The 24,259-nt window shown below is 66.5% G+C and carries 21 protein-coding genes; 12 read left to right on the top strand and 9 right to left on the bottom strand.

The genetic code is table 11. The annotated features are described in order from the left end of the window. Positions 1 to 126: 126 nt before the first annotated feature. Entirely contained in the window at positions 127 to 564 is a 438-nt protein-coding gene (rplK, locus tag ASG37_RS02200) for a 50S ribosomal protein L11 (RefSeq protein ID WP_055757213.1), read from the top strand. Positions 565 to 568: 4 nt separating this feature from the next. Next, a complete protein-coding gene (gene rplA / locus ASG37_RS02195; RefSeq protein WP_055755631.1) occupies positions 569 to 1,267 on the top strand; it encodes a 50S ribosomal protein L1 in 699 nt (232 codons plus the stop codon). Positions 1,268 to 1,423: 156 nt separating this feature from the next. Here rplA and putA read toward each other — a convergent pair whose 3' ends face one another. After that, the gene (gene putA / locus ASG37_RS02190) at positions 1,424 to 4,519 is read right to left on the bottom strand and encodes a bifunctional proline dehydrogenase/L-glutamate gamma-semialdehyde dehydrogenase PutA (RefSeq protein ID WP_055757211.1); all 3,096 of its coding nucleotides are present in this window, start codon (positions 4,517 to 4,519) and stop codon (positions 1,424 to 1,426) included. 287 nt (positions 4,520 to 4,806) lie between these two features. On the opposite strand from putA, the gene ASG37_RS02185 reads away from it, so the two are divergent. After that, positions 4,807 to 5,259 (top strand): Lrp/AsnC ligand binding domain-containing protein, encoded by a 453-nt coding sequence (locus ASG37_RS02185; RefSeq protein WP_055755630.1) that lies wholly within the window; start codon positions 4,807 to 4,809, stop codon positions 5,257 to 5,259. 256 nt (positions 5,260 to 5,515) lie between these two features. Continuing rightward, positions 5,516 to 6,019, top strand: coding sequence for an alpha/beta hydrolase (locus tag ASG37_RS02180; RefSeq protein ID WP_055755627.1), 504 nt, complete (start codon positions 5,516 to 5,518; stop codon positions 6,017 to 6,019). 116 nt (positions 6,020 to 6,135) lie between these two features. Here ASG37_RS02180 and ASG37_RS02175 read toward each other — a convergent pair whose 3' ends face one another. After that, entirely contained in the window at positions 6,136 to 6,591 is a 456-nt protein-coding gene (locus ASG37_RS02175; protein WP_055755625.1) for an Lrp/AsnC family transcriptional regulator, read from the bottom strand. 124 nt (positions 6,592 to 6,715) lie between these two features. On the opposite strand from ASG37_RS02175, the gene alr reads away from it, so the two are divergent. The 3 genes from alr (at position 6,716) to ASG37_RS02160 (ending at position 9,891) form a co-directional block, all read left to right on the top strand. Further along, positions 6,716 to 7,828 (top strand): alanine racemase, encoded by a 1,113-nt coding sequence (alr, locus tag ASG37_RS02170; protein WP_055757210.1) that lies wholly within the window; start codon positions 6,716 to 6,718, stop codon positions 7,826 to 7,828. After that, positions 7,816 to 9,069, top strand: a complete 1,254-nt coding sequence (locus tag ASG37_RS02165) for a D-amino acid dehydrogenase (protein WP_055755624.1) — start codon at positions 7,816 to 7,818, stop codon at positions 9,067 to 9,069. Before alr ends, ASG37_RS02165 begins: the two co-directional genes overlap by 13 nt. A 72-nt stretch (positions 9,070 to 9,141) precedes the next feature. Continuing rightward, on the top strand, positions 9,142 to 9,891 hold the full coding sequence (locus tag ASG37_RS02160; protein ID WP_055755622.1) for a helix-turn-helix domain-containing protein: 750 nt from the start codon (positions 9,142 to 9,144) through the stop codon (positions 9,889 to 9,891). A 7-nt stretch (positions 9,892 to 9,898) separates the two neighbouring features. On the opposite strand, the gene ASG37_RS02155 is transcribed toward ASG37_RS02160, so the two are convergent. Beyond that, a complete protein-coding gene (locus tag ASG37_RS02155) occupies positions 9,899 to 11,425 on the bottom strand; it encodes a lipopolysaccharide biosynthesis protein (protein WP_055755620.1) in 1,527 nt (508 codons plus the stop codon). A gap of 168 nt (positions 11,426 to 11,593) precedes the next feature. Between ASG37_RS02155 and ASG37_RS02150 the strand changes: the two genes are divergently transcribed. Next, positions 11,594 to 11,974, top strand: coding sequence for a DUF305 domain-containing protein (locus tag ASG37_RS02150; protein WP_055755618.1), 381 nt, complete (start codon positions 11,594 to 11,596; stop codon positions 11,972 to 11,974). A gap of 206 nt (positions 11,975 to 12,180) precedes the next feature. On the opposite strand, the gene polA is transcribed toward ASG37_RS02150, so the two are convergent. Further along, a complete protein-coding gene (polA, locus tag ASG37_RS02145) occupies positions 12,181 to 14,940 on the bottom strand; it encodes a DNA polymerase I (RefSeq protein ID WP_055755616.1) in 2,760 nt (919 codons plus the stop codon). Between the two features lie 92 nt (positions 14,941 to 15,032). Here polA and ASG37_RS02140 point away from each other — a divergent pair, with 92 nt between their 5' ends. Together ASG37_RS02140 and ASG37_RS02135 are read left to right on the top strand one after the other, a co-directional pair. Continuing rightward, a complete protein-coding gene (locus ASG37_RS02140) occupies positions 15,033 to 15,524 on the top strand; it encodes a TlpA family protein disulfide reductase (protein ID WP_156349021.1) in 492 nt (163 codons plus the stop codon). A 97-nt stretch (positions 15,525 to 15,621) separates the two neighbouring features. Then, positions 15,622 to 16,386, top strand: a complete 765-nt coding sequence (locus ASG37_RS02135; RefSeq protein WP_156349020.1) for a hypothetical protein — start codon at positions 15,622 to 15,624, stop codon at positions 16,384 to 16,386. A gap of 170 nt (positions 16,387 to 16,556) precedes the next feature. Here ASG37_RS02135 and typA read toward each other — a convergent pair whose 3' ends face one another. Both typA and ASG37_RS02125 read right to left on the bottom strand, forming a co-directional pair. Next, the gene (gene typA, locus ASG37_RS02130; protein WP_055755614.1) at positions 16,557 to 18,398 is read right to left on the bottom strand and encodes a translational GTPase TypA; all 1,842 of its coding nucleotides are present in this window, start codon (positions 18,396 to 18,398) and stop codon (positions 16,557 to 16,559) included. Positions 18,399 to 18,844: 446 nt separating this feature from the next. Beyond that, entirely contained in the window at positions 18,845 to 20,083 is a 1,239-nt protein-coding gene (locus ASG37_RS02125; RefSeq protein ID WP_055755613.1) for a glycoside hydrolase family 27 protein, read from the bottom strand. A 142-nt stretch (positions 20,084 to 20,225) separates the two neighbouring features. Here ASG37_RS02125 and ASG37_RS02120 point away from each other — a divergent pair, with 142 nt between their 5' ends. Further along, positions 20,226 to 21,422, top strand: a complete 1,197-nt coding sequence (locus tag ASG37_RS02120; RefSeq protein WP_055755612.1) for a toxic anion resistance protein — start codon at positions 20,226 to 20,228, stop codon at positions 21,420 to 21,422. 5 nt (positions 21,423 to 21,427) lie between these two features. After that, entirely contained in the window at positions 21,428 to 22,126 is a 699-nt protein-coding gene (locus ASG37_RS02115) for a hypothetical protein (protein WP_055755611.1), read from the top strand. Between the two features lies 1 nt (position 22,127). On the opposite strand, the gene ASG37_RS17535 is transcribed toward ASG37_RS02115, so the two are convergent. From ASG37_RS17535 to ASG37_RS02105, 3 genes are read right to left on the bottom strand one after another with little or no spacing between them, the layout of a single operon-like run. Then, the gene (locus ASG37_RS17535) at positions 22,128 to 22,856 is read right to left on the bottom strand and encodes a hypothetical protein (protein WP_156349019.1); all 729 of its coding nucleotides are present in this window, start codon (positions 22,854 to 22,856) and stop codon (positions 22,128 to 22,130) included. A gap of 48 nt (positions 22,857 to 22,904) precedes the next feature. Further along, entirely contained in the window at positions 22,905 to 23,639 is a 735-nt protein-coding gene (locus ASG37_RS02110; RefSeq protein ID WP_082447993.1) for an energy transducer TonB, read from the bottom strand. 47 nt (positions 23,640 to 23,686) lie between these two features. Then, positions 23,687 to 24,259 (bottom strand): SMI1/KNR4 family protein, encoded by a 573-nt coding sequence (locus ASG37_RS02105; RefSeq protein ID WP_055755610.1) that lies wholly within the window; start codon positions 24,257 to 24,259, stop codon positions 23,687 to 23,689.

Raw genomic sequence — 24,259 nt, 5'->3', positions numbered from 1 at the left:
TTGCAAGCGGCGGCGCTTTCGACTATGCGCGCACGCTTCCGATACGACAGTTTTGGAAAACCATGGCGGGAGGCGCTCCGGCAACGGATGCGCCGCACGGACCGCTAAACTTGAAAGAGAGTGAACATGGCCAAGAAGATTACCGGCTATATCAAGCTGCAGGTGCCGGCGGGCGAAGCCAAGCCGTCGCCGCCGATCGGACCTGCGCTGGGTCAGCGCGGCGTGAACATCATGGAATTCTGCAAGACCTTCAACGCGCAGACCTCCAGCGGCGACATCGCCAAGGGCACGCCGCTGCCCACGATCATCACCGTCTATGCCGACCGGTCGTTCAGCTTCGAGACGAAGACGCCGCCGGCGACGTATCTCATCAAGCAGGCGATCAACCTGAAGTCGGGTTCGAAGGAGCCGGGCAAGTCGGTTGCCGGCAAGATCAAGCGTTCGCAGCTGAGCGAGATCGCGACGATCAAGATGAAGGATCTGAACGCCAACGACATCGACGCGGCGACGAAGATCATCGAAGGTTCGGCCCGCGCGATGGGCCTCGAAGTCACGGAGGGTTGAGATCATGGCCAAGCTGACCAAGAAGGCGAAGACCCTCGCCACCGCCGTCGACACGCTGAAGCTGCACGGCATCGATGAAGCCATCGCGCTTGCCAAGACCCACGCCACGTCGAAGTTCGACGAGACGATCGAAGTCGCGCTGAACCTGGGTGTCGATCCGCGTCACGCCGACCAGATGGTCCGCGGCGTGGTGACGCTGCCCAAGGGCACCGGCAAGACCGTGCGCGTCGGCGTGTTCGCGCGCGGCGCGAAGGCGGACGAAGCCACGGCGGCGGGTGCCGACGTGGTGGGTGCCGAGGACCTGATGGACGCGATCCAGGGCGGCAAGATCGACTTCGATCGCTGCATCGCGACGCCGGACATGATGGGCCTCGTCGGCCGTCTCGGCAAGATCCTGGGGCCGAAGGGCCTGATGCCGAACCCGAAGCTGGGCACGGTGACGATGAACGTCGCCGCCGCCGTCGAAGCCGCCAAGGGGGGTCAGGTGGAGTATCGCGTCGAGAAGGCCGGTATCATCCATTCGGGCATCGGCAAGGCATCGTTCCCGGCCGAAGACCTGCGCGCGAACTTCGACGCGCTGGTCGATGCGGTGGTGAAGGCCAAGCCGTCGGGCGCCAAGGGCAAGTATGTGCGCAAGGTCGCGCTCAGCTCGTCGATGGGTCCGGGGATCAAGGTCGATACGGCCGAGGTCGCAGGCGCGTAAGCGCCGCAGCCGTGCCGCAGGGCACGGCCCGAGGCCGGCCGGCGGGAGCGCAGGCTCCCGACCGACGACGCGGGATTAATTCCCGTGTCGGTTGCCAGAAGAAAAGGGGTCGGAGGCTTTACGCTTCCGGCCCCTTTTCCTTGGCCCCCACCCCGCTTACAAATTCAGCAGCGCAGGATCGCCGCCCTTGGCCATGATGTTGATCGAGGTCGAGCGTTCCGCTGCATAGCGCAGCAGCGCGTCGGGGCCGCCGGCCTTGGGGCCGGTGCCCGACAGGCCCTCGCCGCCGAAGGGCTGGACGCCGACGACCGCGCCGATGATCGAGCGGTTGACGTAGACGTTGCCCGCCGGGACCAGCGCGGCGACTTCCTCGGCAAAACGGTCGATGCGGCTGTGGATGCCGAGGGTCAGGCCATAGCCGCGTGCGGCGAGGGCGCCGGCGACCTGCGGCAGATCGGCCGGGTCGTAGCGATGGATGTGGAGGATGGGCCCGAACACCTCGCGTTCGAGGAAGTCGGGGGTCGGGATTTCGGCGATGACCGGGGCGAAATAGGTGCCCTTGGCCGCCCATTCCTTCGCATCGGCGCGGAAGAGGATTTTCGCCTCGCGCTCCAAGCGGGCGACGTGCGCGTCGAGCGCATCACGTGCGTCGCCGTCGATCACCGGGCCGATGTCGGTGGCGGGGTCGGCGGGGTCGCCTACGCCCAAACATCTGGCCGCGCCGATCAGCGTCTCGATCACCGCATCGGCGGTATCCTTCGGCAGATAGAGCAGACGGAGCGCCGAGCAGCGCTGGCCGGCCGAGCCGAAGGCGGAGAGCAGCACGTCGTCGACGACCTGTTCGCGCAGCGCGCTGGTGTCGACGAACATGCCGTTGAGGCCACCGGTCTCCGCGATGAACGGCAGGATGGGGCCGCGCCGGTCGGCCAACTGGCGGTTGATCGCCCATGCGGTGTCGGTGCCGCCGGTGAAGGCGACGCCGGCGATCGACGGATGGCCGACGAGTTTCGCGCCGACGTCCGCGCCCTCGCCGGGCAGCAGCGCGAGGAGATCGGGGGCGAGGCCGGCGGCGTGGAACAGGCGGACGGCTTCATGCGCGACGAGCGGTGTCTGTTCGGCAGGCTTGGCCAGCACCGCGTTGCCGGCGGCGAGGGCGGCGGCGACCTGTCCGGTGAAGATCGCCAGCGGGAAATTCCACGGACTGATGCAGACGAAGGTGCCGCGCCCGTGGAGTTCGATCTGGTTCACCTCGCCCACCGGGCCGTGCAGCACGGTCGGCCCGGCGAAGCGGGTTTCGGCGAGCAGCGCGTAATAGCGGCAGAAGTCGATCGCCTCGCGCACTTCGGCGACGCCGTCGTTGAGCGTCTTGCCGGCCTCGGCCGACAGGATGGCGATGAAGCGGTCCATCTGGGTGTCGAGCGCGTCGGCCATGGCGCGCAGCACCTTGCCGCGCGCTAGGCCGCCGGCGGCGTCCCATGCCGGTTGCGCGGCACGGGCGCGGCGGGCGGCTTCGTCGATGTCGGCGGCGGTGGCGTTGCTGACCGATCCGATGATGCGGGCGTGATTGACCGGGCTGGCCATCGGCGTCGCCCCTGCCCCGGTCTGCATCCGGCCACCGACGATCGGGCCGGCGGTGATCGGGGCATAGGCGGCGCGGGCGCGATCGGCCTCGGCACGGACGGTGGCGATCGAATAGTCGCGGCCGAGCGGGTTGGCGCGGCCGTGATAGATCGCGGCGGGCGATGGCAGGCGGGGGTGCTGGTGCGGCTGCGCGGCGACCGCCGCCACCGGATCGGCGACGATGGTTTCCGGCGCAATCTCCTCGTCGAGCAGCGCGTTGACGAAGCTGGAGTTCGCGCCGTTTTCCAGCAGGCGGCGCACCAGATAGGGCAGCAGCTCCTCATGCCCGCCGACCGGGGCATAGGCGCGGAGCACCAGCCTGTTGTCGGTGCCCGCTCCGGCGGCGCGGTACAGCCCCTCGCCCATGCCGTGGAGACGCTGATGTTCGATCGCCACCCCGGCGCGCGCCGCCATGTGGCGGACCGCGACGAGGGTGTGGGCGTTGTGGGTCGCGAACTGCGGATAGAGCGCGGGGGCGGCGGCGATCAGCTTGTGTGCGCAGACGAGGTAGCTGAGATCGGTCGCGGCCTTGGAGGTGAACACCGGATAGCCGGGGTGGCCGGCGATCTGCGCGCGCTTCACCTCGCTGTCCCAATAGGCGCCCTTGACCAGCCGGACCATGATCCGCCGCCCGGTGTCGCGCGACAGGCGTTCGAGGCGGTCGATGACGCCGCGCGCGCGCTTGCCATAGCCCTGCACGACGACGCCCAAGCCGGTCCAGTCGCCGAGATCGGCTTCGCGCGCGAGGGTGTCGACGAGTTTCAGCGACAGCGCGAGGCGATCGGCCTCCTCGGCATCGATCGCGAGGTTCAGGGCATGGCCGGCGGCGATGCGGGCGAGGCGGTGGAGGCGCGGGTAGAGATCGGCGATGACCTCGCCCTCGCGCACCGCTTCGTAGCGTGGGCAGAGCGCGGAGAGTTTCACCGAGACGCCGTGGCCCTGTTCGGGGGTACTGCCCGGTGCGCGGGCGCGGCCGACCGCGTCGATCGCGGCGGCATAGATGGCTTCGTAGCGGTCGGCGTCGGCCAGCGTGCGCGCGCCTTCGCCGAGCATGTCGAACGAGCAGAGATAGTTTTCCTTGGCGGCGCGCTTCAGCGCGTCCTCGATCGTCGCGCCCAGCACGAACTGGTCGCCCATGATGCCGACGGCGGCGGCGAGCGCGCGGCGGATGACCGGTTCGCCCAGCCGCCCGGCGAGGCGACGGATCGTCTCGCCGATCCCGGCGCTGCCCGCGTCGCCGACCAGCTTGCCGGTGAGGGTCAGGCCGATGGTCGAGGCGTTGACGAACAGGCTGGACGACTGGCCGAGATGCGCCGCCCAGTCGGCCGCGCCCACCTTTTCGGCGATCAGCCGGTCGCGGGTCGCGGCGTCGGGGGTGCGCAGCAGCGCTTCGGCGAGGCACATCAGCGCCAGCCCTTCCTGCGTACCGAGCGAGAATTGCTGGAGGAAGCCTTCGACTACGCCGGGCTTGGCGGCGGCGGCGCGGGTGCGCGCTACCAGCTTGGCGGCGTCGGCAACGATTTGCGACCGGTCGGCGGTGGTCAGCGGGACCTGTGCCAGCAATTGCGGGAGCAACACCGCTTCGTCGGTGAACTTGTCGGCGTCCAAGGCATCCCAGTCGATCGCGGGCATCGGTTTCTCCATGTGGTATCGACGGTATAGGGCGGGATCGGGTGAAGGTGTGTCGGTTGTTGCGGGGGATGGCCGATGATTTTTGTTATTTGGTACGTAGCGGGAATGGATTATTCACCACCCGTCACCCCGGACCTGTTCCGGGGTCCACCGGGCGGCAGGCGATGCGTTTGAGGATCGGGCGATACCGTTTGTGGACAGGTGGACCCCGGAACAGGTCCGGGGTGACGATGGGTGTGGGGCGGCCGGCGTGGCGGACCGCGACCGTTGGCCGGGGAAACAGGATCATGGACCAGACCGACCGCAAGCTGCTGCGGGTGTTGCAGGCCGATGGGCGGATAACCAATCAGGCGCTGGCCGCGCAGTGCGGGCTGTCGCCCGCCGCCGCATTCGAGCGGGTGCGGCGGTTGCGTGAGAGCGGGGTCATCCGGGGCTATGCCGCGCTGCTCGATCCGGGCAAGCTCGACCGGTCGCTGCTGGTGTTCATCGAGGTGCTGCTCGACCGGACGACGGCCGACGTGTTCACCGCGTTCGGCAACCATGTCCGCGACCTGCCCGAAGTGCTGGAGTGCCATATGGTCGCGGGCGGGTTCGATTATCTGCTGAAGGTGCGGATGGCGGACATGGACGCCTATCGCGCGTTCCTCGGCCGCACGCTGACGACGGTGCCCGGCGTGCGCGAGACGCGGACCTATGCGGTGCTGGAAGAGGTGAAGGCGACGACGGCGTTGCCGCTGTGAGTCGCTCCCCTCCCTGACAGGGAGGGGTTGGGGGTGGGTCGGTCTGCGAGGGCACCGGAGCGCTCGCCTCAAGCCTACCCACCCCCGGCCCCTCCCTTCCAGGGAGGGGAGCAGTCTGAACAACACGATATTGCGTGGCATTGCTGCGGTATGAACGATTGCGTCGTTCGTGCGCTGTGATAGCCTGTGCGACGGTTCGACGTGGAGACGACCGATGGTTGCGATCGCTGCCCCTGCTGGCCCGAGAATCCTGGCGTTGATCGATGGCGCGCCGCCGATGGCGATGGCGGACGCGATCGACCGGTTGCGCGCGACATTGCTGCCGATCGGGCGGGCGACCGATGGCGACCGCAACATCCTTGGCGCGAAGATCGACCGGTTCGTCGGCGATGACGATGCGCCGGTGATCCTGATGGCGCATGGCGCGGGCTGCCGCGCGGCGGCGTGGTGGGCGCGGCTGTCACCGGCGCATTATGTCCAGCGGGTGGCCGGGGCGATCCTCGTCGATCCGGTGGCGGAGGCCGGGCATGACCGCTTCGCCTCGCCCAGCATCGTGCTGCCGTTCCGGTCGGTCACGGTCGATCATTCGCCGCCGGCAATGATCGCGGCGCTGGCGCGCGAATGGGGCAGCGAACTGGTCGACGATCGCGAGGAAGAGGCGGCACGCGGCGGGCGATTGCTCAAGATCATCGAGCGGCTGAGCGGCGCGGTGGTGGCGCATGACGTGCGCACCGCGCGGAAATTGGCGCGGTTGGGGTAGGACGGACGATCGTCATCCCGGCGGAGGCCGGGATCCATGGTCTTGGGACGTATTGCTGGAGTCGCTCCGGCTTGTATCCGTGGATTCCGGCCTTCGCCGGAATGACGATAAGGGGATTAGCCCCGCCTTCTTGGCATCAGCGCGTTGCGCATCGCGAAGCTGGAGTTGATGCGCGTCACGCCGGGCAGGCGCGACATGATGTCGGTGTGGAGCGCCTCGTACGCGCCGGCGGATTCGACCGCGACGCGCAGCCAGTAATCGGACTGGCCGGTCATCAGCCAGCATTCCTGGATTTCGGGGTGGCGCCGCACCGCCGCTTCGAAGCGCGAGAGATATTCCTCGGTCTGACGCTCCAGCGTCACCTGCACGATCACGGTCGCGCCGTGATCGGCGGGGTCGGCGCGGGTGACGACGGTATAGCCCCGGATCGCGCCGCCGTCCTCCAGCAGCCGGATGCGGCGCAGGCAGGCCGACGGCGACAGGCCGACCTCGGCGGCGAGCGCATTGTTGGGGCGGCGGGCGTCCTGCCGCAGCAGGCTGAGCAATTTGCGGTCGATCGCGTCGAGGGTCATGGTTGCGATTCCGTCGTCGCTTGTTGCGTTCGATACAATCTATGGCAGATCATGCGACAATCGCGAACAATCTGCCGCGCCGACTGTAGTAGCGTCGTGGACGGGCAAGGAGCCGACGACGGGCATGGGTTTGCTGACGATCGATCTTGACGCACTGGTCGCCAATTACCGGACCATCGCCGGCCGGGTCGCGCCGGCGCGCGCGGCCGGGGTGGTGAAGGCGGACGGCTATGGGCTGGGCGCGGGGCTGGTCGCCGATGCGCTGTACGCGGCGGGATGCCGCGACTTCTTCGTCGCGCTGACCGGGGAGGCGGTGGCGTTGCGCCCCGCCCTGCCGGCCGATACGCGGCTGTTCGTGCTGAACGGGATCGCGCCGGATGAGGAAGCGGCACTGATCGCGGCGGAAGCGATCCCGGTGCTGAACGGTCCGATCGACATCGCGCGGTGGCGGGTCGCGGCATTGCGCGCCGGGCGGCGGTTGCCGGCGGCGGTGCAGGTCGACAGCGGTATGTCGCGGCTGGGGCTTGCCCCGGCGGAAGTGGCGGAGATCGCCGCCAGGCCGGCGCGGCTCGACGGGATCGAGGTGGTGCTGGTGATGAGCCATTTCGCCTGCGCCGACGAACCGGATGCGGCGGCGAACGACGCGCAGCGCGCGCGCTTCGCCGAGCTGGCGGCGATGCTGCCCCCTGCCCCGCGCTCGCTGTCCAATTCGGCGGGCGCGTTCCTGCCCGGCGATCAGGGCGATGTCGTGCGACCGGGAATCGCGCTGTACGGCGGTGCGCCGCAGATGGGGGTGGCCAATCCGATGCGGCCGGTCGTCACGCTCGATGCGCGGATCGTGCAGGTGCGCGACGTGCCCGCCGGGACCGGGGTCGGCTATGGGCTGACGTCGGTCGCGTACCATGACCGGCGGATCGCGACGCTGTCCTATGGCTATGCCGATGGCTGGCCGCGCGCCTTGAGTAACCGGGGCATGACCTGGGTCGGCGGCCATGCCGCGCCGATCGCCGGGCGGGTGTCGATGGACAGCATCTGCATCGACGTGACCGGCGTGCCCGACGACGTACTCGCGCAGGCGAGCCATGCCGAACTGATCGGCCCGAACCAGACGATCGACCGCGTCGCCGCCGATGCGGGCACGATCGCCTATGAAATCCTGACCGGACTGCGCCATCGCCATGCGCGGCGCATCCTGCCCGTGGCGGGCGAGCGAGAGGCAAGCACATGCGGATCGTGATTCTCGGCGCGGGAGTGATCGGCGTCACTTCCGCATGGTATCTGGCGCAGGCGGGGCATGAGGTGGTGGTGATCGACCGCCAGCGCGGCCCGGCGCTGGAGACGAGCTTCGCCAATGCGGGTGAGATTTCGCCGGGCTATGCCTCGCCATGGGCGGCGCCGGGTATTCCGCGCAAGGCACTCAAATGGCTGTTCATGGAACATGCCCCGCTGATCCTGCGCCCGAAGGTCGATCTGGCGATGCTGCGCTGGCTGGTCGCGATGCTCGGCAACTGCAACGCGCGCGACTATGCGGTGAACAAGGGGCGGATGGTGCGGCTGGCCGAGTACAGCCGCGATAAGCTGATCGAGCTGCGTGCCGCCACCGGCATCGCCTATGACGAACGGTCGCAAGGCACGCTGCAACTGTTCCGCGAGGAAAAGCAACTGGCGGGGATCGACAAGGATACCGCGGTGCTCAAGGCCGATGGCGTGGCGTTCGAGGTGCTCGACCGTGCCGGCTGCATCGCCGCCGAGCCGGGGCTGGCGGGCAGCAACATGGACATCGCCGGGGGGCTGCGGCTGCCGGGGGACGAGACGGGCGACTGTTTCAAGTTCACCAATGCGCTGGCGGACATGGCGGCGACGGCGGGCGTCGAGTTCCGCCTGGGGGAGACGATCCGCCGGCTGGTGCGCCAAGGCGACCGGGTGACGGGAGTCGAGACCGACCGGGGCACGGTGAGCGGCGATGCCTATCTGGTGGCGCTGGGCAGCCATTCGCCGCGCCTTGTCGAGCCGCTCGGACTGCGGCTGCCGGTCTATCCGGTGAAGGGCTATTCGATCACCGTGCCGATCGTCGACGAGGGGCGCGCGCCCGTCTCGACGCTGCTCGACGAGAGTTACAAGGTCGCGATCACCCGGCTCGGCGATCGCATCCGCGTGGGCGGGATGGCGGAGATTTCGGGGTTCAACAACGACCTGCCCGATGCGCGCCGCGCGACGCTGGAATATTCGCTGGGCTCCCTGTTCCCCGGCGCGGGCGACGTGTCGCGGGCGAGTTTCTGGAGTGGACTCAGGCCGATGACGCCCGACAGTACCCCGGTGGTGGGGGCGACCAAGCTGTCCAACCTGTGGCTGAACACCGGCCATGGGACGCTGGGGTGGACGATGGCGTGCGGATCGGCGGCAGTGATCGCCGACCTGATGTCGGGGGGCCAAGCGGCGATCGAGACGGGCGATCTGGCGCTGTCGCGTTATCGCTAGCGGCCGCGTCGCGGTTGCCGTCGACCGGTCGTCCTCCTAGACGACGGGGATGACACCGTTTGCGACCGCGTGATGCGCGAGGGGCTCGATACGCTGACCGAACGCGAGAAGGAGGCGCTGCGCCTGCTGCTCGCCGGGCATGACGCCAAGTCGATCGCGGCGCATCTGAACCTGTCGATCCACACGATCAACGAGCGGCTGCGCGACGCGCGGCGCAAGCTGGCGGTATCGAGCAGCCGCGAGGCCGCAAGGATTTTGGGCGATGCCGAGCGCGGTGCCCCCCAAACCATGGGGGACAAGCAATTGGGGGTGTCCCCCAACGCCGTTCCGGGTGCTTCCAGTGGTCCGCCGCAGTCGACCCGACTGCTCTGGCTCAGTGGAGGAATGCTCACCATGTCGATCCTGATCGCCGCCGTCATCGCGGCCGCTACCGCCTTCAACACCGCCGCGCCGACACCCGCCGCCACCGAACAGGTCGCGAGCGATCCGGCGGGGCAGCAGGTCGCACGGCAATGGCTGACGATCGTCGACCAGGAACGCTGGCAGGATAGCTGGCAGGCCGCCGGGGCGACCTTCCGCGGTGCCGTGACCGCCGATCAGTGGACGGCACAGGTCAAGCCGGTGCGCGCGCCGCTGGGCGCGGTTCGATCGCGGACCGTCCAGCGGGCGACCACGACCACGTCGCTGCCGGGCGCCCCGGCGGGCGAATATCAACTGGTCGAGTTCCGCACGACCTTTGCCAACCGCGCCGGTGCGACCGAAACGGTGGTGCTGGCGAAGGACGGCGGCCGGTGGGGCGTCGTCGGCTATTTCATCAAGTAACGCGGGGTCACACCTTGTAGCGGTCGGTCGGCAGGTGCGCCTCGCCGGCCGCCGCGCTCTTGTGGAACAGTGCCTTGTCCTCCGGGCGGAAGGCCCAGCGCCACAGGATCGCGAAATAGGTGGCGAGGATGATCGGGATGCCGAACAGCATCTCCGCCCATTCATAGCGGCGCGGCAACTGCATGATCGCCGAGCCGACCAGCGCCGCCGCCAGCACCGCCCAGACGAACGCCGGGCGGAAATCGCGCACGCTATGGCCGAGCAGCTTCGAGAGGAGCCCCGACTTGACGACCGAGCCGATAGAGACCGAGGTGACGAGCGCCACCGCCGGCCCCGCCGCCGCCCATGGCTCGGGCCAGCCCAGCCGCCGCATCAGCGCGACCAGCGCGAAGCTCAAGGCCACCTGAAACGCGAGCAGCGCCAGCGAAATCATCAGGTTGCGGTGGCGCGCGATATAGACCAGCGCGGCTTCGGACACCGCGCCCTTTGCGGCGAACACCTCGGCGATCAGCAGGAACGACAGTGCCCCTGCCCCGCTGACGAATTCGCGGCCGACGACGCCCATCACGCCCGAGGCGGGGATGCTGCCCGCCAGCGCCAGTGCGGCCTGCGCGGTGATGATCCAGAAGCCGACCTGCCGCACCTGTCGTGCGACCGCCGCCTTGTCGCCATCGGCAAGGCTATGAGTGATGACCGGCCCCAGCACCGGATCGAAGCTGGTCTTGAGCTTTTGCGGCAGCGAGGCGACCTGTTGCGCCATATAATAGACGCCGACCGTCGCCGGGCCGAACAACAGGCCGAGGATGAAGCGATCGACGTTGCGCGTGCCCCATTCGATCGCGTCGGCCCCGGCCAGCGGCATGTTGCGCTTCACCAGCGCCAGCATCGGCCCCAGATGCGGCGACCAGCCGACCGGCAGGCCATAGCTGCGGACGAACGGGATGATCGAGGCGGCAAGCGCCGCCGCCATCGCCAGCACGTACGACATGATGAGCCCGTCGCGCGTCGAATAATAGCTCAGGCACCATGCGGCGATCGAGATCGTCCACGGCTCGACCACCGCGCGCGCGGTCACTGCCGCCTTCACGTTCAACCGGTAGGCGAGCGCGGCCAGACTGACGTCGGACCACGCGATGGCGAACACGACCAGCGGCAGCAGGCGTTCGAAGCCGATCACCTGGCTGTTGGGATACATGATCTGCGGAAAGACGAAGAGCAACGCACTGGCCGCGACCGAGAGGATGAAGGCGACCGCCAGCGCATCCCACACGACATGCGCGTGCGGCCGGGTGGTCGACGACAGCGCCTGCGCCAGCCCGCGTTTGAGGCCGAGCGTCGCGATCAGCGCCGCCAGTTCGACCACCAGCACGGCGAGCGCGAACCGGCCGACGATCTCCGGCCCATAGACGCGACCGGCGATGAACAGGAACGGCAGCCGCGCGACGAGGCGCAGGACGAAGCCGAACACGTTCGTCCGCCCACCCTTGGCGAGTGCGGCGATGTCGTCGGTCGGCGGGGTCGGCGCGTCGGTCATGCGCCGCGCGGGGGGCAGGTCATCGCCGCGTCATAGGGGATGCCGCCGCCGCGCCATAGCCCCTCGTTTACGCTTTGCACGCCGGGTGCGGCTTGCGGGCAACGCTTTGGAACGATCGCCGCGGTCGACGACTTGACCGGACTCCAGATTGATACGGAGAGGCAGCCGATGCGGGCGATGATAGCGATGACGGCGGCGGCACTGACCGCCTGTTCCCCCCAGCCGGACGCGACCGACGCGACCGCCGGCAACGGGCACGCCATGGCGATGGCGTCGATGACCCCGGCCGAGGGTGACAGCGCGGCGACGAAGGCCTTCAAACAGTCGATGGCGGCGATGATGCACGACGCCCCCGCCTATACCGGCGATGCCGATGTCGACTTCATGCAGCAGATGCGGGTGCATCACGTCGCGGCGGTCGCGATGGCGCAGGCGCAGCTTCGCCATGGCAGGGACGCGGACGCACGACGGCTGGCGCAGGCGGTGATTGACGCGCAGCAACGCGAGATCGGGCAGATCGATCGGTGGCTGGCGGCGCGGCGGGGGTAGACGCCCCTTTCCCGGTCAGATTCGACTTTCACGCCCCATCGTCACCCCGGACTTGTTCCGGGGTCCACGGCTCGGCAATCGGTGCGGCTTGAGGCTCTGTCGACGGCGACTGCGGCTCGGTGGACCCCGGAACAAGTCCGGGGTGACGATGCGCAATGCCCATCTACGCAAGAGCAACACCGTGAATAGCCGAATGTCGATCGGTCCTAGTGCGCCGCCCCCCAGCTCTTGCCCGTCCCGATCTCGACGCCCAGCGGCACCGACAGGTCGACCAGCGGTTCGGCTGCCGTTTCCATCACGCGGCGGATGACGGGGGTCGCCGCCTCGACCAGCGCTTCGGGCAGTTCGAAGACCAGTTCGTCGTGGACCTGGAGCAGCATCCGCACCTCGCCCAGCCCGGCCTGCGCCAGCGCCGGTCCCATGCGGGTCATCGCGCGTTTGATGATGTCGGCGCTGGTGCCCTGTACCGGCGCGTTGATCGCGGCGCGTTCCGCCCCCTGGCGTTCGTGCTGCACCTTCGACTTGATGCGCGGGAAATGGGTCTTGCGGCCGAACAGGGTGGTGGTGAAGCCGGTGGTGCGCACGGCCTGCGTGGTTTCGGCGATGTAGCGGTTGATGCCGGGGAAACGATCGAAATAGCGGTCGATCATCGCCTGTGCTTCCTCCGCGCTGACGTCGAGCCGCCCGGCGAGGCCCCAGCGGCTGATGCCGTAGAGGATCGCGAAGTTGATCGTCTTAGCGCGGCCGCGGGTGTCGCGGTTGACCTCGCCGAACAGTTCCTGCGCGGTGATGCTGTGGATGTCGTCACCGCGCGCGAACGCCTCGCGCAACTGCGGCACGTCGGCGATGTGGGCCGCTAGGCGCAGTTCGATCTGCGAATAGTCGGCGGCGAGGATGACGTTGCCCGGCTCGGCCACGAAGGCGTCGCGGATCTGGCGACCGATTTCGGTGCGGATCGGGATGTTCTGGAGGTTGGGGTCGGTCGACGACAGGCGGCCGGTCTGCGCCCCGGTGAGGCTGTACGACGTGTGGACGCGGCCGGTGGCGGGGTTGATCTGCGCCTGGAGCGCGTCGGTATAGGTGTTCTTGAGCTTGGTGAGCTGTCGCCAGTCGAGCACGCGCCCGGCGATCTCGGCACCGGCCGATGTCCTGTCGGCGGCGATGCGTTCCAGTTCGGTGACGTCGGTCGAATAGACGCCCGACTTGCCCTTGCGCCCGCCCTTGATCCCCAGCGTCACGAACAGCACGTCGCCGAGTTGCTTGGGCGAGCCGATGGTGAATTTCGTGCCGGCCAAGTCGTGGATCTGGGTTTCGAGGTCGGCGATGCGCGTGGAAAATTCGTCCGACAGGCGGGCGAGGACCTTCGCGTCGACCTTGATCCCGGCCTGCTCCATGTCGGCGATCACCTGCACCAGCGGGCGATCGACCCGTTCGTAGACGGTCGTGACCGATTCATACGCCAGGCGCGGCTTGAACCGGCGATGGAGCCGGAGCGTCACATCGGCATCCTCGGCGGCGTAGCGGGTGGCGGTCTTGAGGTCGATCTCGCCGAAGCCGACCTGTTTCTTGCCGGTGCCGACGACGTCCTTATAGGCGATGCAGCTATGGCGCAGGTGCGTGGCGGCGAGTTCGTCCATGCCGTGACCGTGGTTGCCCGCGTCGAGCGCGAAGCTCATGACGATCGTGTCGTCATAGGGCGCGACGGTGAGGCCCAGCCGCGCGAGCACGACCATGTCGTATTTCAGGTTATGGCCGATCTTGAGCACCGACGGGTCGGCCAGCAGTGGTTTCAGCGCGGCGACGGCGGCGTCGCGATCGATCTGGACCGGTTTCTCGGCGAACATGTCGGTGCCGCCATGGGCGATCGGCACATAGCAGGCGCGGTTGGGGGCGAGCGCGAGGCTGAACCCGACGAGGTCGGCGCGGGTGGCGTCCAGCCCGGTCGTCTCGGTATCGATCGCGACATGGCCCAGCGCCGTCGCCTCGGCGATCCAGCGGTCGAGGGTGGCGAGATCGGTGACGGTTTCATAGCCGTCGTGGTTGCACGGCACCTCGTCATCGTCCGCCACCGGTGCGGCCGGGGTGTCGGGGGCTGGATCGGCGACGGTGGCGAGCTTGGTCAGCAGCGTGCGGAAGCCGTGATGTTCGAGGAACGCGCGGAGCGGTGCCTCCGGGATGCCCTGCATCGCCAGCGCGTCGAGCGGTTCGGGCAAGGCCCCGTCGCATTTCAGCGTCACCAGCACCTTCGACAGCCGCGCGGCATCGGCATGGTCGATCAGATTGTCGCGCAGCTTGCCCTTCTTCATCTCGGGTGCGGCAGCGAGGACCGCTTCGAGATTACCGTGTTCGTTGATGAGCTTGGCCGCCGTCTTGGGGCCGACGCCGGGGACGCCGGGGACGTTGTCGACGCTGTCGCCCATCAGCGCCAGCACGTCGCCCAGCTTGTCGGGGGTCACGCCGAACTTCTCGACGACATGCTCGGGGCCGAGCGTGCGGTTGTTCATCGTGTCGAGCATGTCGACCGACGGGTCGGTCATGAGCTGCATCAGGTCTTTGTCGGCGCTGACGATCGTCACCTGCCAACCCTGTGCCAGCGCTGCCTGGGTATAGCAGGCGATGATGTCGTCGGCTTCCAGCCCCGCTTCCTCAATGCACGGCAGGCTGAACGCGCGGGTCGCATCGCGGATCATCGGGAACTGGGGGACGAGGTCCTCGGGCGGCGGCGGGCGGTGCGCCTTATACTGGTCGTACAGGTCGTTGCGGAAGGTCTTCGACGATTTGTCGAGGATGACCGCCATGTGCGTCGGCCCGTCCGCCTTGTGCAGCGCATCGGCGAGCCGCCACAGCATTGAGGTATAGCCATAGACCGCGCCGACCGGCTCGCCATGGATGTTCGTGAGCGGCGGCAGCCGGTGATAGGCGCGGAAGATATAGCCGGAGCCGTCGACGAGATAGAGATGGGGCATGGGGTGCGGGATAGCAGCGCGGGGCATGGCGCGGCAACGGCTTGACGAAATCCGTGGTTCGGCGAATCCTGTGCGCCGGGGGGATATACTATATGCTGAAATGGATGTTGCCGCTGCTCGCCGCCGCCGCGATCGCCACGCCTGCCGCCGCCAAGGAATTGAAGGTCGGGCAGGTCGCGCCGCCGATCGAGTTCACGCTGGCCGATGGGACCAAGACGACGCTGGCCGAGCATCGCGGCGAAGTGGTGCTCATCAATTTCTGGGCGACGTGGTGCGTGCCATGCCGCGTCGAGCTGCCGCTGCTCGATGGCTATTACCGGCAGGTCAGCAAGCATGGCATGCGGGTGTTCGCGGTGACGACCGAGGGATCGGTGCCGATCTTCAAGATGAAGGCGCTGTTCAACACGCTGGCGATCACTCCGGCCAAGCGGATCAGGGGGATCGACGACGCGACGGCGGTGCCGACCAACTACATCGTCGATCGCAAGGGGGTGGTGCGGTATGCCAAGGCTGGGGCGATGACGCTCGACGATTTGAACCGCGAGCTGGTCCCGTTGCTGAACGAGCGGGTGCCGGTGGGCTGACGGCATCGCATCGCCGATCGAATCGCCTTCGTAACGATCGTATTGCCGGCTGAAATGGAGTAAGGTGCCGGTCCATGGGTTATCGGGGGAATAACACATGGCTACACGGTCAATGCCGCAGTCGGTCGCGACGCGGGAACATCGGTTCTTTCTCTACTCGGCGATTGCGATGGCGGCCGTGCTGGTCGCCGGATTTTCGCTAAACCTCGCCGCAGGACGCTCGTCCTTCGCGCTGCCGCTCGTCTACCACGTCCACGGCCTCGTCTTTTTGGGCTGGATCGCGCTGTATGTGACGCAGACCGCCCTGGTCGCCGGTCGAGCACTCCATTGGCATCGGCGGCTTGGCTGGCTCGCGCTGATATGGTTGCCGGTCATGGTCACGCTGGCCATTGCGATTACCTTGCATGCCGTGCGCGACCATGGCGGACCGCCGGTGTTCGACGTCAACTCCTTCCTGATCGGCAATCCGGCCGGCATCCTGACCTTCGCCCTGCTGACGGGTGCCGCCATCGCGCTGCGGCGGCGGACCGACTGGCATCGCCGGCTGATGTTCTGCGCCATGGCCGCGATTACCGGGCCGGGGTTCGGACGCCTGCTGCCGATGCCGTTCCTGATTCCGTGGGGCTGGTGGATCGCGGCGCTGATCGCGCCGTCGATCTTCCCGATCCTCGGCGCGATCGCCGACTGGCGGCGAACCGGCCGGGTTCATGTCGCATGGGCTTGGGGCTGGGGCTTCTTCGTCGCGATGTTCCTGCTGGCCGAACTGTTCGCCTACAGCAGCGCAGGCATGGCACTGACCCATGCGGTGATCGACGGCACACCCGGCGCGGCGCGGCCGATCAAGGCGTTCTTCCCACAATAGGAAACGGCCCCGGGATCGCTCCCGGGGCCGTTCTTTTTTCTGTCGCCCGACGTGGCGAAGCCACGTCGTCGGTCCTTGCCTTTAGCAAGGCCGGCCGGGCGGGCCTTGTGCGGCTTGGCGTAGCATTCGCTACGCCTTTGCCCGGCCCGCCTTGCCCGGCCCCGCTATTCTCAGGCGGCCTTCGCCCGGCTCGCGCGCTTGCGCTCGTTGGGGTCCAGATGCCGCTTGCGCAGGCGGATGTTCTTCGGCGTCACTTCGACCATCTCGTCGTCGTCGATGTACGCAATCGCCTGTTCCAGCGTCATCTTCTTCGGCGGAGTCAGGCGGATCGCGTCGTCCTTGCCACCCGATGCGCGGAAGTTGGTGAGCTGCTTCGCCTTCATCGGATTGACCTCAAGGTCATCCGTCTTGGCGTTCTCACCGATAATCATGCCCTCGTACAGCGCCTCGCCGTGGCCGACGAACAGGATGCCGCGCTCTTCGAGCGGACCCAGTGCATAGCCCTGCGCTTCGCCGGCGCCGTTCGAGATCAGCACGCCGTTCTTGCGGCCTTCGATCTGGCCCTTGTGGGGGCCGTACTTCTCGAACAGCCGGTTCATGATGCCGGTGCCGCGCGTGTCCGACAGGAACTCGCCGTGATAGCCGATCATGCCGCGCGACGGCGCGGAGAAGGTGATGCGGGTCTTGCCGCCGCCCGAGGGACGCATGTCGGTCATCTCGGCCTTACGCAGGTTCATCTTCTCGACGACCGTGCCCGAATATTCCTCGTCCACGTCGATGATGACGGTTTCGTACGGCTCGGTCTTCTTTCCGTCCTCATCCTCGCCGAACAGCACGCGCGGACGCGAGATGCCCAGCTCGAAGCCTTCGCGGCGCATCGTCTCGATCAGCACGCCGAGCTGCAATTCGCCGCGACCGGCGACTTCGTAGCTGTCGCGATCGGCGGCTTCCGTGACCTTCACGGCGACGTTCGATTCGGCTTCGCGGAACAGGCGGTCGCGGATCATGCGCGACGTGACCTTGGTGCCCTCACGCCCCGCCATCGGCGAATCGTTGACGGCGAAACGCATCGACAGCGTCGGCGGATCGATCGGCTGCGCGTGCAGCGGCTCGGTGACCTGCGGGTCGCAGATGGTGTTCGACACGGTGGCGACGGCGAGGCCGGCCAGCGAGATGATGTCGCCCGCCTTGGCTTCGTCGACCGGCACGCGCTCCAGCCCGCGGAACGACATGATCTTGGACGCGCGGCCCGTTTCGATGATCTTGCCGTCGTTGTCGAGCGCGTGGATCGGCTGGTTCAGCTTGATCGTGCCCGAGTTGACGCGGCCGGTCAGCACGCGGCCGAGAAAGTTGTCACGGTCGAGCAGGGTGACGAGGAAGGTGAACGGAACGTCCTCCACTTCCACCTTGGGCGCGGGAACGTGCGACACGATCGTCTCGAACATCGGGATCAGCGTGCCTTCGCGCGCGTCCATGTCGGTCGAGGCATAGCCGTTGCGGCCCGAGGCGTACAGCACCGGGAAGTCGAGCTGTTCGTCGTTCGCGTCGAGCGAGACGAACAGGTCGAACACTTCGTCGAGCACTTCCTGGATGCGCGCGTCGCTGCGGTCGACCTTGTTGACGACGACGATGGGCTTGAGGCCCAGCGCCAGCGCCTTGCCGGTCACGAACTTCGTCTGCGGCATCGCGCCTTCCGACGAATCGACCAGCAGGACGACGCCGTCGACCATCGACAGGATGCGTTCGACTTCGCCGCCGAAATCGGCGTGGCCGGGGGTGTCGACGATGTTGATGCGGATCGATTCATCGCTGCCCGGCGGGGTCCAGTCGACCGAGGTCGGCTTGGCGAGAATGGTGATGCCACGCTCTTTTTCGAGGTCGTTCGAATCCATCGCGCGTTCCTCGACGCGCTGGTTGTCGCGGAACGTGCCGGACTGACGGAACAACTGATCGACGAGCGTGGTTTTGCCGTGATCGACGTGGGCGATGATCGCCACGTTGCGAAGGCTCATACTATTTCCTGGATCGTGCGGGAGTGCAGTTGGGCGCGCGCTTAGCGTATTTATCACGATTCCGCAAAGGGGGCGTTTTTGCGGTGCAGCGTGTTGGCGTAAAATACGCTGGAATTTTTTTCACGCGGAGGCGCGGAGACGCGGAGGGGTTGCGCTTGCGGCACCCGGTTCGCGTCCGGGAGACGGTGCGCTACCGGAAACGCAGGCAAGAAGCTGCTGGCGCGGATGACGGACGCCACGACCGGAACCCCTCCGCGCCTCCGCGCCTCCGCGTGAACCAACCTTTCTTCTTCCTGATCGCAGTAGAGAAGAAGGAGTTTTCGCGCAGAGGCGCGGAGGCGCAGAGAGGGGGCGTTCGACGCTGTCGTTGTAATAGCCAAGCGACAGCGTCTCCTGATCTCGCCCTTCCCTCTGCGGCCTCTGCGCCTCTGCGCGAAAACCCTCTTCTACTTACCCGGCATGATACGGACCATGACGACGCCGTGCGCCGGGACGGTCGCGGCGACCTTGCCCGCCATGCGGCCGAGCGATTTGTGCGCCCACAGGTCGCGCACTTCGGCCGTCACCCCCGCCGGATAGCCGATTTCGGGCCAGGTCGCGGTGATCGGCGCGGGCGTCTCGCCGCGGTTGAACAAGATCACGGCACGCGATCCGTCGGACAGCGTGCGCGACCAGACTTCCCGGTCGCCGTCGTCGCGGACGCGGCGGCCCTGTGCGCCAAGCGCGTCCTGATCGACCGCGATGACCTCGTGGTTCAGCAGGATCGCCTTCGTCGCGTCGTTCATCGTGGCGATGTCGTTGCCGGCGATCAGCGGCGCGGCCATCATCGCCCACAGGCTGAAATGCGCGCGATATTCGGTGTCGCTCATGCCGCCGTTGCCGACCTCGAGCATGTCGGGGTCGTTCCAGTGGCCGGGGCCGGCGTGCGGATAGAGCGGTTCGTTGATGTCGACGATGTCGGTCATGCCGATCGACCATTTCTCGCGGCCCTTCCATCCATCACGGATGTCGGACGACGTGCGCCACAGATTGCCGATCTTCTTGGCCCATTCCCACGGGCGGTTGTTGCCCCATTCGCAGATCGCCAGCACGATCGGCCGCCCGCTGGCCTTCAGCGCGTCGGCCATCAGCGCATAGGCTTCCTCGGCATTGCGCACCCCGGTCGAGCACCAGTCGTATTTCAGATAGTCGACGCCCCAGCGGGCATAGGTCAGCGCGTCCTGATATTCATGGCCCTGGCTGCCGGGCTTGCCGCCGCAGGTCTTGGCACCGGCGTCCGAATAGATGCCGAACTTCAGGCCCTTGGCGTGGATGTAGTCGGCGAGCGCCTTGATCCCGCTTGGGAATTTGGCGGCATCGGCGGTGATGAAGCCGTTGGCGTCGCGTTGCCCATGCCAGCAATCGTCGATGACGATATAGCTATAGCCCGCCGCCTTCATGCCGTTGCCGGCCATGGCGTCGGCCATGTCGCGCACGATCTTTTCGGTGATGGTGCAGCCGTATTTGTTCCAGCTGTTCCAGCCCATCGGCGGGGTGAGCGCGAGGCCGTTGGCGGTCCGCGTCGGATCGAGCGACGGCCGCAGCGTGTTGGGATCGATGAACTGGTCCTGTGCCTGCGCCGCCTGCGTCACCAACGCGAGCGACAGGGCGGCGGTCCGCAACAGGCCGGATAAACGCTTCGTCATGGCAATCCCCTCTGCCGGGCTGGCTATCGCGTTTGACAACGTGGGACAAGAGGTTGCATCACCGTGGTGTATTATCTAAATACCACAGTTGAACCCGGTGACGTTCCCCGGCATCTAGGGCGGGACGACCGTTGGAGGGATTATGGCGACGTTGACGATCGACGAACCGACGCTGGTGCTGACCCCGCCCGATCCGGTGCCGACGGTGGCCCCGGCCAAGGCCGCCGGGCTGGTGCCGGTGGACGACACCAAGAAGACCGAGTTGCAGACCCGGGTCGACGACTTCATCGAGCAACTGATCGCGCAGGACACCAATTCGCCCGAATTCGGCAAGCGGGTCGATGCGATCAGCAACCTTGGCGCGCGCGAGATCCGCGAGGCGGCGGGCCAGTCGAACCGCTTCCTCGACCGGCCGGTGCGGGCAATGGACCAGGAAGCGGGCGTCGGCACCGATCTGGCGCAGCTTCGCCGCACGATCGAGGATCTCGATCCGGGCCGTCAGGGCAATCTGATGGAGCCGAAAAAGCTGTTCGGGATGATCCCGTTCGGCAGCAAGGTCCGCGACTATTTCGACGGCTATAAATCCGCGCAGAGCCACATCGCCGAAATCCTGAAACGTCTGCAGTCGGGCAAGGACGAGCTGTTGATGGACAATGCCGCCATCGACACCGAACGCGCCAATCTGTGGACCGCGATGGGCCGGCTCGAACAGATGATCTATCTGTCGAAGGAGATGGACCAGAAGCTGGAGGACAAGGCCAACGAGCTGGACCACAGCGATCCGGCCAAGGCCAAGGCGGTGCGCGAAACCGCGCTGTTCTATGTCCGCCAGCGTAGCCAGGACCTGCTGACGCAGATGGCGGTGACGGTGCAGGGCTATCTCGCGCTCGATCTGGTCAAGAAGAACAATGTCGAGCTGGTGAAGGGCGTCGACCGCGCCAGCACCACCACGGTCGGTGCGCTGCGCACGGCGGTGACGGTGGCGCAGGCGCTGACCAACCAGAAGCTGGTGCTCGAACAGATCACCGCGCTCAACACCACCACCGCCAACATCATCGATTCGACCAGCAAGCTGCTCAAGAGCCAGACGGCGACGATCCACGAACAGGCGGCATCGGCGACGATTCCGGTCGAGGTGCTGCAACGCGCGTTCCAGAATGTGTACGACACGATGGACGCGATCGACACCTTCAAGCTGAAGGCGCTCGATTCGATGAAGACCACGGTCGGCACGCTGTCGAGCGAGATCGAGAAGTCGAAGGGCTATATCGCGCGGGCCGAGGGCGCGTCGCAGAATGCGGCGGGCAAGGGCGAGACGTTCAAGCTGGAGGCGATGTAACCGCAATGGCCCGTGCCGAGGAAACGCTGGAGCGCGCCGAACTGACGCTGGAGCGCGTGCGCGAGCGGCACGGCGCGGTCGCCCCGCGCGCACGGCGGCGGCGCGAGGCGGAGGTGCTCAAGCGGCTGGGCCGGATCGCGGCGGCGGACGGCGCGATCATCGTCGGCGCGCTGCTGATCGGGTGGTTCATGCCGCTGGGTTTGGGCGGGGCGATGCTGGTGATGGCGTTGCTGATCGCCGCCACCGCGCTGTTCGCGTTGATGCCGGTGACGCGCGAGGTGGTGGTCGAGCAACTGGGGCAGGCGCCCCTGAAATCGCTGCCCGCGCAGACCGAGCGCTGGTTATCGGCACAGCGCCCCGCCCTGCCCGCGCCCGCCATGACGCTGGCCGATGCGATCGGGATCAAGCTCGATACCTTGTCGGCACAGCTCGTCGGGCTGAACGAGGGCGAGCCGGCGGCGGCCGAGGTGCGCAAGCTGGTGGGCGAGCAACTGCCCGAACTGGTGCGCGGCTATCAGCGCGTGCCCGAGCCGCTGCGCCGGGTGGCGCGCAACGGGCGCACGCCGGACGAACAACTGGTCGAGGGGTTGAAGGTCATCGACGGCGAGATCGCGGCGATGACGCAGCAACTGGCGCAGGGCGATCTCGACAGTCTGGCGACACGCGAGCGGTATTTGCAGATCAAGTATCAGGGCGAGGAGTAGGCTAAATATTTATTCGCTTCGATGCTTCGCTGGAATAATTTACAGTTCCCATGAGACGCTCGGATTCATCAAATAGGTGAGAAGTTCCTTTAAATACAAGAAAAGCCTTCCGCGCTGCGTCCTTGGTGACAGAATTTTCTGAGTCTAAAATATTTCTTATATTCGTCATACTCCAAGCCGCGATATTGAGATCGTTGATTGCCAAATGAAGATGATCTTTTCTAATAACCTTCACTTTGCGAATGTAACGTACTGTCGCGTTGAACGTTTCCAACGTGGTATAACCTTCAACGTGAAGGAATTTTCCTCGTACCATCTGTAAACGCGATTCTTCGTCTAGCTTCGAAAATATTACTGCTCCAGAATAATTTTCGGAAGTTGCCCAAATTTCATGGGATAAAGTGTTTCTTAATTCGTACAAATCATAGAATACTTTTTGAACATGATTGAAAACAGTATCAACCACATAGTCATTAGATTTGAAGTCAAATTTCACTAAAAAATCAAATCTATCCTTAGGATTTGGAAAATCTTTTAGTGCTTTTTTTGCGCCTAATAGATTACTTCCATGCACTACATATATCATTTCCTGAAGCAGACTTTGAAGATAGGATGTTTTTGCGATTGTTACTGATGATAAATTATAAAATCCTTCGGGTATTTCGGCAGAATCATTGATTTTGCGGCTTAGATTTGTTTCTATTTCAATAGAACTGTAGTATTTTGCCATATGCTTCACCATACCTAAGGTTGTTTCACCAATTGTAAGAAGCTATTGCTACTCCCGCTCCACATCCCATTCGTGGCGCTGGACCATGACCGACGCCACCGGCTGGCCGCGTCCGTCGCGTGAGGGGCGGAAGCGGAAGGCGCGTTCGATCTGGCGGCAGGTGGCGAGGTCGATCGCGCGGTTGCCGCTCGAGCGGCGGATGCGGCAGTCGGTCGCGCGGCCGTTCGGTTCGACGACATAATCGACCTCGACGGTACCCTCGAAACCGTTTTCCTCCAGATCGGGGGGCAGGCGCGCGCCTTGCAGCGAGCCGCCGATCTGTTCGGGGGGAGTGTCGCCGCCGCCCGACCCGTCGCCATCGCCCGCGCCGCCGCTGCCCAACCCGTCGCCGATCCCGCCCGCGCCGGTGCCCGGCCCGACCGTGTCGGTCGCGCCCGATGAGGCGTCGTTGCCCGGACCGGCGACCGGTGCGGCGACGACCGGCGGGGGGACGGGAAGCGGCACGACCGGCGGGGTCGCGACGATCTCGGTCGCTTTCGAGCGGATATTGGGCGGCGCGGCGCGGCCTTCGGGGCGGCCCTGACGCACCACTTGCGGGACGGGTGGCGGGGGTGGCGGATCGGGCGGCGGCGGCAGGATGTCGAAGGTCGCCAGCGCGCCTTGCGCGGCGCGGGGAATGTCGACGCCCAGCCCGATAATCAGCGCCCAGCCGAGCAGGACGTGCAGGCCGATCGTCACCGCCAGCGCGGTGCCTTTTGTCCGGTCGGGGAGCGTCGCGGTCATCGCCATCGTGATGGCATAACGCCGATGAATGGCGGCTGATCCGGGGTTCAGGTCATGTCGTAGGGATCGGCGATGTAGCCGGCGACGAAGTCGGAGAAACTGGCGGCCACGATACAGTCGTCGTTCTCGCTGAGGATCACGGCGACCTTCCCCCAATCGGGTCCGGGTTCGCAGCAGATCGCCCACGCCCAACTCCAGATCAAATGGTCGACGAAGAAGAGCCAAGGCCGGCCGCCATCGGAAATCACCGGGCCGACCGGATGCTCATACTCGTCGGGCAGGTTGCGAATGCGATCGAGGTGCCACCATGTTCCCATCCCGGCATCCATCTCTTCCTCGCGCGACGGAATTGCGTTGGTGAGATATGCGCGGAAGTCGGGCGGCAAGACGATGTCGTAGCGGCGTTCCAGCGTTTCGATCGCTTCGTCGGAAGCCCCACCGATCGGGATGTCGCTCCGGGTCCGGTCCCACCATGCGACCAGCGTCCGCCATGCCCAGCCGGGATCATCGGCCGCTTCGAGCGGCGCGACCGGGCGCGGTTGCGCCTTGCTACGGTCAACCTTGAACCACTCGAACGGCTTGCGCCGCTCCCGCCCGAACAACCGCGCCAGCCACCCCAT

It is taken from the genome of Sphingomonas sp. Leaf407, from assembly GCF_001425385.1.
Lineage (GTDB): Bacteria > Pseudomonadota > Alphaproteobacteria > Sphingomonadales > Sphingomonadaceae > Sphingomonas.
This window is presented reverse-complemented; position numbering and strand designations above follow the sequence as displayed.

Bases quoted from the DNA above. Each gene is read 5' to 3' on its own strand.
- rplK (WP_055757213.1), top strand. From the start codon at position 127: ATGGCCAAGAAGATTACCGGCTATATCAAGCTGCAGGTGCCGGCGGGC.
- rplA (WP_055755631.1), top strand. From the start codon at position 569: ATGGCCAAGCTGACCAAGAAGGCGAAGACCCTCGCCACCGCCGTCGAC.
- putA (WP_055757211.1), bottom strand. From the start codon at position 4,519: ATGCCCGCGATCGACTGGGATGCCTTGGACGCCGACAAGTTCACCGAC.
- ASG37_RS02185 (WP_055755630.1), top strand. From the start codon at position 4,807: ATGGACCAGACCGACCGCAAGCTGCTGCGGGTGTTGCAGGCCGATGGG.
- ASG37_RS02175 (WP_055755625.1), bottom strand. From the start codon at position 6,591: ATGACCCTCGACGCGATCGACCGCAAATTGCTCAGCCTGCTGCGGCAG.
- alr (WP_055757210.1), top strand. From the start codon at position 6,716: ATGGGTTTGCTGACGATCGATCTTGACGCACTGGTCGCCAATTACCGG.
- ASG37_RS02165 (WP_055755624.1), top strand. From the start codon at position 7,816: ATGCGGATCGTGATTCTCGGCGCGGGAGTGATCGGCGTCACTTCCGCA.
- ASG37_RS02160 (WP_055755622.1), top strand. From the start codon at position 9,142: ATGCGCGAGGGGCTCGATACGCTGACCGAACGCGAGAAGGAGGCGCTG.
- ASG37_RS02155 (WP_055755620.1), bottom strand. From the start codon at position 11,425: ATGACCGACGCGCCGACCCCGCCGACCGACGACATCGCCGCACTCGCC.
- ASG37_RS02150 (WP_055755618.1), top strand. From the start codon at position 11,594: ATGCGGGCGATGATAGCGATGACGGCGGCGGCACTGACCGCCTGTTCC.
- polA (WP_055755616.1), bottom strand. From the start codon at position 14,940: ATGCCCCATCTCTATCTCGTCGACGGCTCCGGCTATATCTTCCGCGCC.
- ASG37_RS02140 (WP_156349021.1), top strand. From the start codon at position 15,033: ATGCTGAAATGGATGTTGCCGCTGCTCGCCGCCGCCGCGATCGCCACG.
- ASG37_RS02135 (WP_156349020.1), top strand. From the start codon at position 15,622: ATGGCTACACGGTCAATGCCGCAGTCGGTCGCGACGCGGGAACATCGG.
- typA (WP_055755614.1), bottom strand. From the start codon at position 18,398: ATGAGCCTTCGCAACGTGGCGATCATCGCCCACGTCGATCACGGCAAA.
- ASG37_RS02125 (WP_055755613.1), bottom strand. From the start codon at position 20,083: ATGACGAAGCGTTTATCCGGCCTGTTGCGGACCGCCGCCCTGTCGCTC.
- ASG37_RS02120 (WP_055755612.1), top strand. From the start codon at position 20,226: ATGGCGACGTTGACGATCGACGAACCGACGCTGGTGCTGACCCCGCCC.
- ASG37_RS02115 (WP_055755611.1), top strand. From the start codon at position 21,428: ATGGCCCGTGCCGAGGAAACGCTGGAGCGCGCCGAACTGACGCTGGAG.
- ASG37_RS17535 (WP_156349019.1), bottom strand. From the start codon at position 22,856: ATGGCAAAATACTACAGTTCTATTGAAATAGAAACAAATCTAAGCCGC.
- ASG37_RS02110 (WP_082447993.1), bottom strand. From the start codon at position 23,639: ATGACCGCGACGCTCCCCGACCGGACAAAAGGCACCGCGCTGGCGGTG.
- ASG37_RS02105 (WP_055755610.1), bottom strand. From the start codon at position 24,259: ATGGGGTGGCTGGCGCGGTTGTTCGGGCGGGAGCGGCGCAAGCCGTTC.